At 63.1% G+C, this 13,895-nt stretch carries 11 protein-coding genes; 4 read left to right on the top strand and 7 right to left on the bottom strand.

All coding sequences use genetic code 11. The features are described from left to right. Positions 1-19: 19 nt before the first annotated feature. The 4 genes from araD1 to chvE all read right to left on the bottom strand — a co-directional run bounded on the left by araD1 (position 20) and on the right by chvE (position 5,176). Positions 20-1,015, bottom strand: a complete 996-nt coding sequence (araD1, locus tag NXT3_RS13590) for an AraD1 family protein (protein WP_097538579.1) — start codon at positions 1,013-1,015, stop codon at positions 20-22. Between the two features lie 154 nt (positions 1,016-1,169). Then, positions 1,170-2,384: a multiple monosaccharide ABC transporter permease gene (mmsB, locus tag NXT3_RS13595; RefSeq protein WP_037414764.1), complete on the bottom strand. Its 1,215-nt coding sequence runs from the start codon at positions 2,382-2,384 to the stop codon at positions 1,170-1,172. Further along, positions 2,384-3,919, bottom strand: coding sequence for a multiple monosaccharide ABC transporter ATP-binding protein (gene mmsA, locus NXT3_RS13600; RefSeq protein WP_037414762.1), 1,536 nt, complete (start codon positions 3,917-3,919; stop codon positions 2,384-2,386). The genes mmsB and mmsA overlap by 1 nt, the downstream gene beginning before the upstream one ends. A gap of 189 nt (positions 3,920-4,108) precedes the next feature. Continuing rightward, positions 4,109-5,176 carry a multiple monosaccharide ABC transporter substrate-binding protein gene (chvE, locus tag NXT3_RS13605; RefSeq protein WP_097525196.1) on the bottom strand — a complete coding sequence of 356 codons (1,068 nt, stop codon included), beginning with the start codon at positions 5,174-5,176 and terminating at the stop codon, positions 4,109-4,111. Positions 5,177-5,451: 275 nt separating this feature from the next. Here chvE and NXT3_RS13610 point away from each other — a divergent pair, with 275 nt between their 5' ends. Continuing rightward, positions 5,452-6,435 (top strand): LysR family transcriptional regulator, encoded by a 984-nt coding sequence (locus NXT3_RS13610; RefSeq protein ID WP_037414756.1) that lies wholly within the window; start codon positions 5,452-5,454, stop codon positions 6,433-6,435. Between the two features lie 80 nt (positions 6,436-6,515). Next, positions 6,516-6,971, top strand: a complete 456-nt coding sequence (locus tag NXT3_RS13615) for a hypothetical protein (protein WP_097525195.1) — start codon at positions 6,516-6,518, stop codon at positions 6,969-6,971. A gap of 8 nt (positions 6,972-6,979) precedes the next feature. Here NXT3_RS13615 and NXT3_RS13620 read toward each other — a convergent pair whose 3' ends face one another. Continuing rightward, a complete protein-coding gene (locus NXT3_RS13620) occupies positions 6,980-7,210 on the bottom strand; it encodes a hypothetical protein (protein WP_097525194.1) in 231 nt (76 codons plus the stop codon). 404 nt (positions 7,211-7,614) lie between these two features. Here NXT3_RS13620 and iolG point away from each other — a divergent pair, with 404 nt between their 5' ends. Beyond that, positions 7,615-8,607: an inositol 2-dehydrogenase gene (gene iolG, locus NXT3_RS13625; protein ID WP_097525193.1), complete on the top strand. Its 993-nt coding sequence runs from the start codon at positions 7,615-7,617 to the stop codon at positions 8,605-8,607. Positions 8,608-8,903: 296 nt separating this feature from the next. Here iolG and NXT3_RS13630 read toward each other — a convergent pair whose 3' ends face one another. Together NXT3_RS13630 and NXT3_RS13635 are read right to left on the bottom strand one after the other, a co-directional pair. Continuing rightward, entirely contained in the window at positions 8,904-11,267 is a 2,364-nt protein-coding gene (locus NXT3_RS13630) for a bifunctional diguanylate cyclase/phosphodiesterase (protein WP_097525192.1), read from the bottom strand. A gap of 102 nt (positions 11,268-11,369) precedes the next feature. Further along, positions 11,370-12,581 (bottom strand): ROK family transcriptional regulator, encoded by a 1,212-nt coding sequence (locus tag NXT3_RS13635; RefSeq protein WP_104839519.1) that lies wholly within the window; start codon positions 12,579-12,581, stop codon positions 11,370-11,372. A gap of 241 nt (positions 12,582-12,822) precedes the next feature. Here NXT3_RS13635 and xylF point away from each other — a divergent pair, with 241 nt between their 5' ends. Then, entirely contained in the window at positions 12,823-13,863 is a 1,041-nt protein-coding gene (gene xylF, locus NXT3_RS13640; protein ID WP_037414744.1) for a D-xylose ABC transporter substrate-binding protein, read from the top strand. The last annotated feature ends 32 nt before the right edge of the window (positions 13,864-13,895 follow it).

Here is a 13,895-nt window from a genome sequence, read left to right on the forward strand (position 1 = left end):
CACTGCTTTAGCAGATATATCAGAGCTGATGTATGGCGATGTCTTCTTCTTCGGCGATCGCCAGCGGATTACGCAGCGCAAGGCCAAAGTCCTTGGCCTCGATCTCGAAGACGTCTCCTGGCTCGGTGCGTATGCCGTCACCGAAGGAAAGCGTCGCGGTCCCGAACATGTGCACATGCACATCGCCCGGCTCGCGGAAGAGACCGTATTTGAAGTGGTGATATTCAAGATTGGCGAAGCTGTGCGACATGTTGGTTTCGCCCGAGAGGAACGGCTTTTCCCACAGGACCTTGCCGCCGCGCAGGATACGCGACGTGCCGCGGATGTCGTCCGGCGCCGCACCGATGCGGATTTCCGGGCCGAAGCTTGCCTGCCTGAGCTTCGAATGCGCCAGCCACAGGTAATTGACCCGTTCGGTCTTATGGTCGGAGAACTCGTTGGCGACCGCGAAACCGAGACGATAGGGCATGCCCTTGTCGGAGATGACATAGATGCCGGCCATTTCCGGCTCTTCGCCGCCGTCCTCGGCAAAGGAGGGGGAGGTGAGCGGCTGGCCGGGGGCGACCGCGGCGGTGCCGTTGCCCTTGTAGAACCACTCCGGCTGCACGCCCTTTTCGCCAGCCCTCGGCTTGCCGCCTTCGAGCCCCATGCGGAACATCTTCATCGAGTCGGTGAGCGTCTCTTCGGCCGCCTCGGTGGTTTTCTTATGCATCGCATCGCGCGTCGCGGCGGAGCCGAGATGCGTCAGCCCGGTGCCGGTCAGATGCAGGTGCGCCGGATCGGGATGGGTGATCGGCGGCAGCATCCGACCCTCGGCATAGGCCGCCTCGAGGTCGATCGTCTCTCCGAGGCCCTTGGCATCGATAACCGCCTGGAGGCTCTTGCCGCCATTCGCCGCCTTCATCGCCAATGCGTAGACGCTTTCCGCGTCCTTGACGAGGCGTGCCGTTTCGCCCGGCTCCCGCACTGCGACTGCAATCGATCCGTCTTGCTTCCTGACTTGGGAAATCAGCACGTCTCTATCCTTCCTGATCGAGTTGGCTTCGGGCATTGCTGTCAATGCGAACGGCAATGCTCCGCCTCGAGAGTGGCTCGCGCCACCCAGCTATGACGGCCATGATCGGCCGCCCGTTCATGATGTGGTCAGTGAGAGCTGCCCGGATCCCCGATCAGCCCTTGCCCTTGTTCTTGTTGTAGACGTCGAAGAATACGGCTGCGAGCAGCACGAGGCCCTTGATCAGCTGCTGGTAGTCGATGCCGATACCCATAATCGACATGCCGTTGTTCATCACGCCCATGATGAAAGCGCCGATCACCGCGCCGGTGATCTTGCCGACGCCGCCCGAGGCCGAGGCGCCGCCGATGAAGCAGGCCGCGATGACGTCGAGCTCGAAGCCGACGCCGGCCTTCGGGGTCGCCGAATTCAGCCGTGCCGTGATGATCATGCCGGCAAGCGCCGCCAGCACGCCCATGTTGACGAAGGCATAGAAGGTCAGCCGCTCGGTGTTGATGCCGGAGAGCTTGGTGGCCTTCTCGTTGCCGCCCATGGCATAGACCCGGCGGCCGATCGTCGAGCGCGTCGTGATGAAGGTATAGGCGGCGATCAGCACGCCCATGACGATGAGGACGTTCGGCAGGCCGCGATAGGTCGAAAGCTGGAAGCCGATGAACAGGGCCACGACACCGATGACCGCCATCTGAACGGCGAAGAACACGAAGGGCTCGTTTTCGGTGCCGTGCTGCTCGTTGATCCGGCGGTTGCGCAGGCCGGCATAGATCGCGTAGCCGACGAGAGCCAGCACCGCCACGAGGGCCACCATGTTCTTGACGATCTCCGGGCTCGGGTTGAGGAAGTAGAGAAAATCAGGAACGAAGCCGGTCGAAAGGATCTGGAAGTCCTTCGGGAACGGACCGATCGGACGTCCGCCGAGCACGACATAGGTCATGCCGCGGAAAACCAGCATGCCGGCGAGCGTGACGATGAAGGACGGGATCTTCTGGTAGGCCACCCAGTAGCCCTGGGCCGCCCCCATGATGCCGCCGACGACGAGACAGGCGGGAACGACGACGATGGCCGGCAGACCCCATTTGACCAGCATGATCGCCGAAATCGCCCCGACGAAGGCGACGATCGAGCCGACCGACAGGTCGATGTGACCCGCCACGATGATCAGCAGCATGCCCAGCGCCATGATGACGATGAAGGAGTTCTGCAGCACCAGGTTGGTGATGTTGACCGGCTTGAAGAGGACGCCGCTGGTGACGAACTGGAAGAACAGCATGATGATCACGAGCGCGACCAGAAGGCCGTATTCGCGGATGTTGTTCCTGAGGTAGTCCCCGATCGACGGTTTGGTGGTGTGGGTGCTCGTATCGGCGACCATTAGTGTTTCTCCCCTGAACGCATGATGGCGCGCATGATGGATTCCTGACTTGCTTCCTCCTTGGAAAGCTCCGCCACGATGCGGCCCTCGTTCATGACATAGATGCGATCGCAGGTTCCGAGCAGTTCCGGCATTTCCGACGAGATCATCAGGATGCCTTTGCCCTCGGCTGCGAGCTGGTTGATGATGGTGTAGATCTCATATTTCGCGCCGATGTCGATACCGCGGGTCGGCTCGTCGAGTATGAGGACTTCGGGGTTGGTGAACAGCCACTTGGACAGCACGACTTTCTGCTGGTTGCCGCCCGAAAGGTTCACCGCCTCCTGGTAGATCGAGTGCGAACGGATCCGGAGCTTCGAGCGGTAGTCGGAGGCGACTTTCCTCTCCTGGCGCTCGTCGATGATGCCGTTGGCGGCCACCGCGCTCAGATTGGCAAGCGTGGTGTTCTCCTTGATGTTGTTGATCAACACGAGCCCCAGCTGCTTGCGGTCCTCGGTTACATAGGCAAGGCCCGCCTTGATCGCCCGCGGAATCGTGCTGACATCCACCGGCTGGCCGCGCATCGTCACCTCGCCGGTGATCTTGTGGCCCCAGGACTTGCCGAAGATGCTCATCGCCGTCTCGGTGCGGCCGGCGCCCATCAGGCCGGCGATGCCGACGACCTCGCCGGCGCGCACCTTGAAGCTGACATCGTGCAGGAACTGCCGGTCGCGGTGGTGCTGGTGGTAAACGTTCCAGTTCTTCACCTCGAGCAGCGTGTCGCCGATCTTCGGTTCGCGCGGCGGATAGCGGTCTTCCATCGCCCGCCCGACCATCCCCTTGATGATCCGGTCCTCGCTGATGTCTTCCTTGTGACAGTCGAGCGTCTCCACCGTACCGCCGTCGCGCAGGATGGTGATCTGATCGGCGACCTTTTTGATCTCGTTCAGCTTGTGCGAGATGATGATCGACGTCATGCCCTGGTTGCGAAACTCCATGAGCAGCTTCAGAAGCGCGTCGGAATCGGTTTCGTTGAGGGATGCGGTCGGTTCGTCGAGGATCAGCAGCCGGACCTTCTTGGAGAGCGCCTTGGCGATCTCCACCAGCTGCTGCTTTCCGACGCCGATATCGGTGATCAGCGTCGCCGGCGATTCTGTGAGGCCGACCTTCTTGAGCAGTTCCTGCGTCCGGGAGAAGGTCTGCGGCCAATGGATGACGCCCTTGTTGGCGATCTCGTTGCCGAGGAAGATATTCTCGGCGATCGACAGCAGCGGAACGAGCGCCAGCTCCTGATGGATGATGATGATGCCGAGTTCTTCGCTGTCGGCGATCGTGCTGAAGCGGCGCTCCTCGCCGTCATAATGGATCTCGCCCTCATATGTGCCGGCGGGATAGACGCCGCTCAGCACCTTCATCAGGGTCGACTTGCCGGCACCGTTTTCGCCGACCAGGGCATGAATCTCGCCCTCGCGGACCTTGAACGAGACATTGTCCAGCGCCTTGACGCCAGGGAACGTCTTCGTGATGCCCCGCATTTCAAGAATGATATTGTCCATATTCAGCCATTCCAGCGGCAATCTGCGAGAGACTGCTGGCTTCCACCCGCTGCACGGCCCCCGGATCGGTTAGAATCCGGGGTCCCCATGAGCAGTTCAAATTATCACAGCGACTATTATGCGTCTGCAAGGATGCACGTCGCATCAGGCGAAAGGGTCCGCGGTCAGCCGCAGACCCCTCGAGCAAGATCAGTTGTTGATCTGGTCTTCCGTGTAGTAGCCGGAGCCGACGAGAACGTCCTTGGCGTTGGTCTTGTCGACCGAAACCGGCTTCAGCAGGTAGGACGGAACGACCTTGACGCCGTTTTCATAGGTCTTGGTGTCGTTCACTTCCGGCTCCTTGCCATCCATGATCGCATTGACCATGCCGACGGTCACCTTGGCGAGTTCGCGGGTGTCCTTGAAGACCGTGGAGTACTGTTCGCCGGCAAGGATCGACTTGACCGACGGCAGTTCCGCGTCCTGGCCGGTGACGATCGGCATCGGCATGTCGCCGGAGCCGTAGCCAACGCCCTTCAGGGCCGAGATGATACCGATGGACAGGCCGTCATAGGGCGACAGAACGCCATCGACCTTGGCATCGGTGTAAGTGGACGAGAGCAGGTTTTCCATGCGCGACTGGGCAACAGCACCGTCCCAACGCAACGTACCGACCTGGTCCATGCCCATCTGGCCGGACTTCACGACGATCTTGCCGCTGTCGATCAGCGGCTGCAGAACCGACATCGCGCCGTCATAGAAGAAGAAGGCGTTGTTGTCGTCCGGCGAACCGCCGAACAGTTCGACGTTCTTCGGCTCCTTGGCTTCATCGAGCTTCAGGCCCTGGACGAGCGAGGTGGCCTGCAGCACGCCGACCTGGAAGTTATCGAAGGTGGCGTAGTAGTCGACGTTGCCGGAGTCGCGAATCAGCCGGTCGTAGGCGATGACCTTGACGCCGGCGTCTGCTGCCTTCTGCAGGATGTCGGAGAGCGTCGTGCCGTCGATGGCGGCGATGACGAGAACCTTCGCGCCCTTCGTCACCATGTTCTCGATCTGCGCGAGCTGGTTCGGAATGTCGTCGTCGGCGAACTGCAGGTCCGGCGTGTAGCCGGCTTCCTTGAATAGCTTCTCCATGGTTTCGCCGTCGGAAATCCAGCGGGTCGACGTCTTCGTCGGCATGGAAATGCCGACCGTGCCCTTGTCCTGGGCAAATACCGGCGCAGCGAAGGCTGCGACGGATATCGCCGCGGCGGCGAGAAGCGAAGTAATCAGTTTCATCAGATCTCTCCCTGAGTGTTGAAGCCGGCGGCCGGAGCCCCCGTCATATGCGCAGCGATTCGCCTGCCCGGAGAGATCGTCCCCGGCGGCGTTTCAAGATAAAGGAAGGTCCTCCCTGTCTTAGCATACTCCCGCATGCGCTGGCGCACATGGGTGGAAACTGGAATCAATTGCCATAACTGTCAAATACAATATCGCTTTGCATACATATCAAAATTGATATACGACTCTTAAAGAGTGTGATTTATGAATCTCTTGAATAGCGGGGCCGAACAATGACCCTCGACAGCAAGCCGAGCGTCGCGACCCCGGCCGGCGAGTCCTTCGACACCGGCCTTTTCCGGTCGGGACTGAAGATCAACCACCTGCGGCTGGTCCTGGCGATCGACGACCATCGCCGCATCAGCGCCGCGGCCGAATCGCTCGGCGTCTCCCAGCCGGCCGCCTCGCGCATGCTCGCCGAAATCGAGGCGATCGTGAAGGCCCCGATCTGTGCGCGGGTGGCCCGCGGAGTCGAATTGACCCGCTACGGCGAAGCGCTCGCGCGGCGGGCACGGACGATCTTTCTCGAATTGCGCGAAGCCGCGCGCGAAATCACCGAATTGAAGACGGGGAGCGGCGGCTCGGTGTCGCTCGGCTCCGTCACCGGCCCCGCCCTCAACCTCGCCGTGCCTGCAATCCGCCAGGTGTCGACGGCCTATCCCGGCATCGAGATCAATGTACAGATCGACAACAGCAACGTGTTGACGCGCGAGCTGCTTGCGGCACGCCACGACTTCGTCGTCGGCCGTATCCCGGACGACCTCAATCCCCGGCTCTTCAACCTGGTCGAAATCGGCTTCGAGGAGGTCTGTCTGATTGTCCGCCAGGGCCACCCGCTGCTCGACCACGCCTCCGCCGGCGCCGACGACCTGCCGGGTTATGACTGGGTGTTTCAGCCGCCGGGGACGCTGTTGCGCCGCGCCGTCGAGGACAGTTTCATCTCGGCCGGCGTGCGCCTGCCTTCGACCGTCATCAACACATCCTCGATCATCCTCACCCTGTCGATCGTCCGCAACACCAACGCCATCGCCCCGGTCGCGCTCGACGTGGCGAAGCTCGTCGCCGGCAACGGCACCCAGGCCGGCGAAATCCGGATCCTGTCGACTGAGTTCCCGATCCGCATCAAGCCCTATGGGCTGATCACCGCCGAGGGCCGGGCGCTCCCCCCGAGCGCGAAACTGCTCTACGACCTGATCCTCAAGCAGAGCCGCACGTGATAAGCCCCGCATAATTCTCGACCGGCAAGATCGTTCGGCTCGCACGCGCTCCTCGCGCGCGGCAGATCACGGGAGTCGCCATGTTCGGCATGTCGGTGTTTCAATCGGTACTCGAGCGCCTGAAGGCCGAGCAGGCGCTACCGGACGACACGGAGGCGGACGGGGAAGACACGGCGCGCGAACGCCCGCAATCGCCGTTCGGCCGTTCGCCGGCATTCGTCGTCGAGACGCCGGCGCGGACGACCGCCCCGTTCGCCGCCGTCGAGAGGGCCTACATGGACCTCGCGCCGGCCGAACGCAGCGAAGAACCGCCGGTGATGCCCGACCACCTGCGGCGCACGAGCCTCGCCGATGTGGCGGCCGAACTTGATCTCGGCGAAGGGGAGACCGGGCTGACGCTCGCCGCCAAGCGCCGCCGATTTGCCGCCATGAACCATCCAGACCGGCTGCCGCCGGAGTTCCGGGCGAACGCCACCATCCGCATGAAGCTTGCCAACATGTTGATCGACGAAGCGTCGCGACGGCTCGAGCAGTGAGCTAGCCGCTACTTCGGCTCCTCACCCCCGCCGGTTCCTTTTTCCTCGGCCTGCTTCGGCTTGTAGAAGATCAGCAGCGCCGCTCCGGCATAGGCGGTCACGACGAGGAAGATCGTCGCCCACATCATCTGGCCGCCATAGAACTCGACAGCCGTCCACACCGCACAGAGGGCAACGATAAGCAGGCGGATCCACAGGGGCCGGTAGAACGGATGATCCGGATCGATGAATTTGATCATGACATTGCCTCTGACGACACTCAGCGCCTTGCCTCTCCGTCTATCGCAAAATTCTCCGGATCGATACCGACTAAAGGACAAATTGTTTGGCAATTGTCGGTGTTGGAAAAGGGCGCCGTGAAGACGAACGGCGGGATCGACAGGCGTCGTCTCCGCTTGACGCCAGTGCCGCGAATGGAATAAACATTCTGAAAATGAAAGCGTTGGCCGTTTCATTCCGATTTGATCCGTGTGCCACGAGGCAGGATGCTGGATCGGACGTGACGGCGTGGGAGGAACGACCGCTACCCCTCTCATCGATCTAATCCCGCGGACGCCATCGCGCCCGCAACGCCTCTGTGCGATGAGCGTCAATATCATTGCGCACCCACCCGGTCTGGAACCGGAATTTGAGAGAGACGAAGATGACATTGAGATTTGGTCTTCTGGGCGCCGGACGGATCGGCAAGGTTCACGCGAAAGCCGTCAGCGGCAATCCCGATGCCGTCCTTGTCGCGGTTGCCGATGCCTTTCCGGCAGCGGCGGAGGCAATCGCCGGGGCCTATGGCTGCGACGTTCGCACCATCGAGGCGATCGAGGCCGCTTCCGACATCGATGCCGTCGTCATCTGCACGCCGACCGACACCCATGCCGACCTGATCGAGCGCTTCGCCCGGGCCGGAAAGGCGATCTTCTGCGAGAAGCCGGTCGACCTCGACGTCGATCGCGTCAAGACCTGCCTCGAGGTGGTCTCCGAAACCGGGGCGAAGCTGATGGTCGGCTTCAACCGCCGCTTCGACCCGCATTTCATGGCCGTGCGCAAGGCGATCGACGCCGGCACTATCGGCGACGTCGAAATGGTGACGATCACCTCGCGCGATCCGGGCGCCCCGCCCGTCGATTACATTAAGCGCTCGGGCGGCATCTTCCGCGACATGACCATCCATGATTTCGACATGGCGCGCTTCCTGCTCGGCGAGGAGCCAGTTTCGGTGACGGCGACCGCCGCCGTGCTCGTCGACAGGGCGATCGGCGAAGCGGGCGACTATGACAGCGTCTCCGTCATTCTGCAGACGGCATCCGGCAAGCAGGCGGTCATCTCCAACTCGCGCCGCGCCACCTATGGCTACGACCAGCGCATCGAGGTGCACGGCTCGAAGGGCGCCGTTTCGGCCGAGAACCAGCGACCGGTCTCGATCGAGATCGCCACCGGCGAGGGCTATACGCGCCCGCCGCTGCACGATTTCTTCATGACGCGCTACACCGAAGCCTATGCGAACGAGATCGAAAGCTTCATCGCCGCGATCGAGAAAGGCGCGGAAATCACCCCGTCCGGCAAGGACGGGCTTGCCGCCCTCGCCCTTGCCGATGCGGCCGTCCGCTCTGTCGCCGAAAAGCGCCAGATCAGCGTCGCCTGAAGCTCAGGCAATCTGAAGGGACAAAGGCCGGGCGTTCCTGGCCTTTGTTTTTTGGCGACGCCGTGTCAGACGGCGCACTACACGACAGCGTCTGCCGCCCCTCGGTTGCGGTACGGCATGGCTTCACCTCCACACCCTCATTCCTGTGCTTGTCACTGGAATCCAGTCCGCCCAAGTCCTTGGCTGTAAGACTCCTCCGCGCCGCAGACGCGGCGTTGCTGGATTCCTGTGACAAGCACAGGAATGAGGGCGAAAAGAAAGTCTCCGTCGAAACCCATTTGACTGCAACAGGCAGACTACGCCTCGACCGACCGGAGCACCGGAGCGTCCGATGACACATTCGCTCTGGCACTCGGCGCACGTCCCGGCCGGCCGGTGAGGAACCCCTGAACCTGCCGGCACCCCTCCTCGACGATGATCTGCTTCTGCCGCTCGGTTTCGACGCCCTCGGTCACGACCGGCAGGTCGAGACTATGGCCGAGCGCGATGATCGCCCGGATGATCGCATGGGCGGCCGGGTCCTTGTCGAGCGCCGCCGTGAAGCTGCAATCGATCTTCAGCTTGTCGAAGGGGAAGGTCTGCAGGTTGGCGAGCGACGAATGTCCCGTACCGAAATCGTCCATGACGATCCGCACGCCGAGCAGCCGAAGCCGCACGAGTGCCGCCAGCACGTCTTCCCGGTTGTGCAGCAGCGCCGCCTCGGTGAGTTCCAGTTCCAGCCGCCGCGGCTCGAGGCCTGTGCGTCGCAGGATGCCGGCGATCTGGTCGAAAAGGCTCGGCACGAGGAACTGGACCGGCGAGATGTTGACGGAGACCGGCAGCGGCTCCGTCCAGCGGACCGCTTCGGCGCAGGCCTGTTCCAGCACCCATTCGCCGATCTGGATGATCGAACCGCTTTCCTCGGCGATCGGGATGAAGACATTCGGCCCGACGAGCCCGCGCTCCGGATGTCTCCAGCGCAGCAGCGCCTCGTATCCGACCACCCGATCGTCACGGACATCGACGAGCGGCTGGTATTCGAGGAACAGCTGATGCCTGAGGATCGCGTGCCGGAGGTCGCTCTCCATCTGACGGCGCGAGCGCACCGCCTCGTCCATTTCCGCATCGAAGAAGCAGGCGATGCCCTTGCCCGTCTGCTTGGCCCGGTAGAGCGCCGTATCGGCATTGTTGCAGAGCCGCTCTGCCGTGTCGCCGTCGCCGGGGTAGATCGCCACGCCCATGCTGACGCCGACGGCCATCGGATCGCGGTGGGTATCCATCTCCTCGGCGAAGAGCCTGAGGATGCGGTCCGACAATTGCCGCGCCGCTTCCGGCTGCGCGGCGCCGGTCTGCAGGATGGCGAATTCGTCGCCGCCGAGCCGGGCGATCGAATCGGCCTCGCCCGCAGCGGCACGCAGGATATCGGCAACCTTGCGCAGGATCCGATCGCCTTCGCCATGGCCGAATATGTCGTTGACGGCCTTGAACCGGTCGAGGTCGAGACAGAAGATCGCGAGCTGTTCGTTTCTCGCGGCGGCGACCGCCAGAGCCTGGTTCATCCGCCTCTCGAAGGAACTGCGGTTGGAAAGATCCGTCAGCGCGTCATGGTGGGCGAGATGCTCGATGGTCCGCTCGGCCTCCTTTCGGGCGCTGAGGTCGCGCACGAAGATCACGTCGGATTGCCGGCCGCGGTATTCGATCGTCCGGCAGAGGTGCTCGACCGGCACAAGCCGCCCGTCGGCACGGAGGAGTTCGACCTCCGCGGGAGCGTCATCGATCTGGCGCTCGCGCGCTTCGCGCCCCTGAGGTGGCGCGAAGAGCTCTTCAGGTCTTCTGCCGATGAGATCGGCCACCTTTGCGCCGCAGAGGCCGACAAACCGCTCGTTCGCATCGATGATCCTGCCGTTGCAGACGATCACCATCCCTTCGAGCGAGGCGTTGGCGAGGCCGCGCAGGTCGGTCAAATGCCGATCGATGAACAGCGCGCCCAGCGCCGTGAGGATCAGCGTCGTCGAAGCCACGACGACACCGCCGGCGAGCCAGACGGGATCGAAGGCGTCCGCTGCCGCCGCGCTCGGATCGGGCACCAGGGTGACGCCGCTCATCGAGGTGAAGTGCAGGACGCATATCGCCAGCACGAGCAGCAGCGTCGGAACGACCAGCTTGCGCACGCCGCCGAGAGCCTGAAAGGCATGGAGCGCAAAGACGGCGATCAGCGGCCCGAAGAGGACGGCGGCGAAACCCATTTGCGGATCGAATTCGATGCGCGCCTGCGTCTCGACGGCGCGCATGCCCGTTACATGCATGGCGGCGATGCCGAGGCCGAGGAAAATGCCGGCGCCGGGGAAGGCGTAGCGGGACGTGCCGAGAAGGGCGGTCGCAAAGGCGAGCCCGGAGGCGACCACCGCGACCAGCGCCGAAAACAACGTACCCCAGGCGTCGTAGGCAATAGGCACGCCACCATCATAGGCGAGCATAGCGATGAAATGCGTCGACCAGACCCCGACGCCGCAGGCACAGGCGCAGGCTGCGGTCCAGAGGTGCCGCTGGAGGCCCTCGCTGCGCTCGGCGCGCTGCAAGAGCAGCATCGTCGCCGCGCTGCCGGCCAGACAGACGATCGCCGCCACCGCAACCAGGCGCCAGTCGTGACGATCGCTTATGCATGCAATTACTGAGAACATGGCCGTCTCCCGTCCCGGAAACAGCTTGGCAGGCAGACGCTAAATAACCGTAAATTGTACTAGTATGATAATTCGCCTCTGGAATGTCTGTGCCTGAAATACCTAGGAATGCCCGGCGGCCGTGATGTCGCTGTCGACGGCGCCTAGCGCCCGACCGAGATGGCCGTCGAAGACGAGCCGCTGCTCGTCGCCGACGACGGTGATCTCCGGCAGGCCATCGAGGCGAACCTGCAAGGATTGCGCAAGCCCCTCCTCAACCCCCTTTTGCAGCAGATCGAAATAGCGCGTCCCCTGCCCCGTGACGTAGATCGGCATCGGCTCGTAGAGGCTCAGCATGCGCGAAATGCCGTTGCCGAGCGCGATGCCGGCCTGGCGGAAGGCATAGCCGGGCATGCGCTGGCCCTGACGCGCACCGGTGGCGATCTTGTCCATTTCGGCAAGCGGCACGAATTTCGCGGGAATCGTGTCGGACGGCACCTCGAAGGCGGCGCGCAGAATGCCGTAGAAGCCGGCAACGGCCTCGATGCAGCCATGGGAGCCGCAGCGGCAGAGGCCGGCGGAGGAGGCGTGCAGCATGTGCCCGAAATTCGGCGCGGAAACGTCGAGTTCGCCCGACCGCCCCCTTCGGGCAAGACCGAGACCGATGCTGTGGCCGAGCGAGACGGCCGCCAGCCCCTTGAAGGCGTCGCCCTTCTCTTCCGCCTTGGCCGCCAGCGCCTGGGCGACGAGCAGTGTCTCGTTGCTGAGCATGATCCGGGCCCGCCAATCGGGCCCGAGCAGTTTCGAAAAATCGAGTTCTTGGCGGCCGAAGACCGGCGACCAGAGGAGCCGCGCCCCGTCGCCCGCCACCAGCCCCTTGCTGCTGATCGAAACGGCAAGCACCCGCTCTTTCTCAATGCGCGAGCGCTGCAGCAGACGCTCGAGCGCCGCCAGGAAAACCTGGCCGAAAGCCACCGCGTCGCCGGCGTCATGGCTTCGCGCCTCCTCGAAGCGATCGAGGAGCACGCCGCCATAGTCGGCCAGCGAATATTGAACGATGTCGGAGGAGATCCGCACGACGATCACGTAGCCGCAGTCCCGCCGCTGCGCAAAGAGAACGCGCGGCCGCCCCCTGCCCCCTTGAACATGCTGCTCGGTCTTGGCGATCGTCCCCGACCGTTCCAGTTCGGCGGTGATGACGGAGATCGTCGCCGAGGCAAGGCCGGTCTGCTCGGCAATCTCCGTATGGGACAGCGCGCCCTTGCGCCGAAGCGCAGAAAGGACGAGCGCAGTGTTTTGCTGACGCACGACTTCGGTGCTCGTTTTGGTCAGCATTGCACGTCCCTGGGCTTGGCGGATTGCGCGATCACATGCCCTCTCAAAGCACCTGTTGACTGGCGAAACAAGACGTTACGGGCCTTGTTGACAGCCTTCTAAAACTCTGACATTTATTTTCTCGACTGTCGAGAAAAAAGCCTTGCACCTGTGGCAGCGCTCTTTGCGACAGCAGTTCACGGCTCGTCGGGGATGCGTGCGGGAGGTTCGTGCGCGCGGCGCTGCCACTTGGGAGGATAGAATGAAATCCATTTTGAAGCTGATGGCAGGGGCTGCCATCATCGCGTCCATGCATTCCGCAGCGGTCGCCAAGGACCTCGTCGTCGGCGTTTCCTGGTCGAACTTCCAGGAAGAGCGCTGGAAAACCGACGAGGCGGCCATCAAGGCAGCGCTCGAAGCCTCCGGCGACAAATATATTTCCGCTGACGCGCAGTCCTCTGCCGCCAAGCAGCTCACCGACATCGAATCGCTGATCGCCCAGGGCGCCAACGCGCTGATCGTGCTTGCGCAGGACTCCGATGCCATTGCCCCGGCAATCGAAAAGGCCACCGCGGAAGGCATTCCGGTCGTCGGCTACGACCGCCTGATCGAGAACCCGGCGGCCTTCTACATCACCTTCGACAACAAGGAAGTCGGCCGCATGCAGGCCCGCGAAGTGTTCAAGGCGAAGCCGGAAGGCAATTTCGTCTTCATCAAGGGCTCCTCCTCCGATCCGAACGCCGACTTCCTCTTCGCCGGCCAGATGGAAGTGCTGAAGGAAGCCGTCGACGCCGGCAAGGTCAAGAATGTCGGCGAAGCCTATACGGACGGCTGGAAGCCGGAAAATGCGCAGAAGAACATGGAGCAGTTCCTGACCGCCAACGACAACAAGGTCGATGCGGTCGTCGCCTCCAACGACGGCACCGCCGGTGGCGCGATCGCAGCGCTTTCGGCCCAGGGCCTTGCCGGCTCGGTTCCGGTCTCGGGCCAGGACGGCGACCATGCGGCGCTCAACCGCGTGGCGCTCGGCACGCAGACCGTCTCCGTCTGGAAGGACGCCCGTGAGCTCGGCAAGAAGGCGGCAGAAATCGCCGCAGCACTCGCCGGCGGCAAAACGATGGACGAGATCGAAGGCGTTCAGACCTTCAACGGCGGACCGAAGGGCGTCGCCATGAAGTCCGTCTTCCTGGCACCGATGGCGATTACCAAGGACAATCTGAACGTCGTCATCGACGCCGGCTGGATCTCCAAGGATGCCGCCTGCCAGGGCGTGGCTGCCGACTCCGTCGCCGCCTGCAAGTGACGGACGGACGTTTGAAGTGACCTCAAAACGCC

The sequence above is a fragment of the Sinorhizobium fredii genome, from assembly GCF_002944405.1.
In the GTDB taxonomy this organism is placed as follows: domain Bacteria; phylum Pseudomonadota; class Alphaproteobacteria; order Rhizobiales; family Rhizobiaceae; genus Sinorhizobium; species Sinorhizobium fredii_C.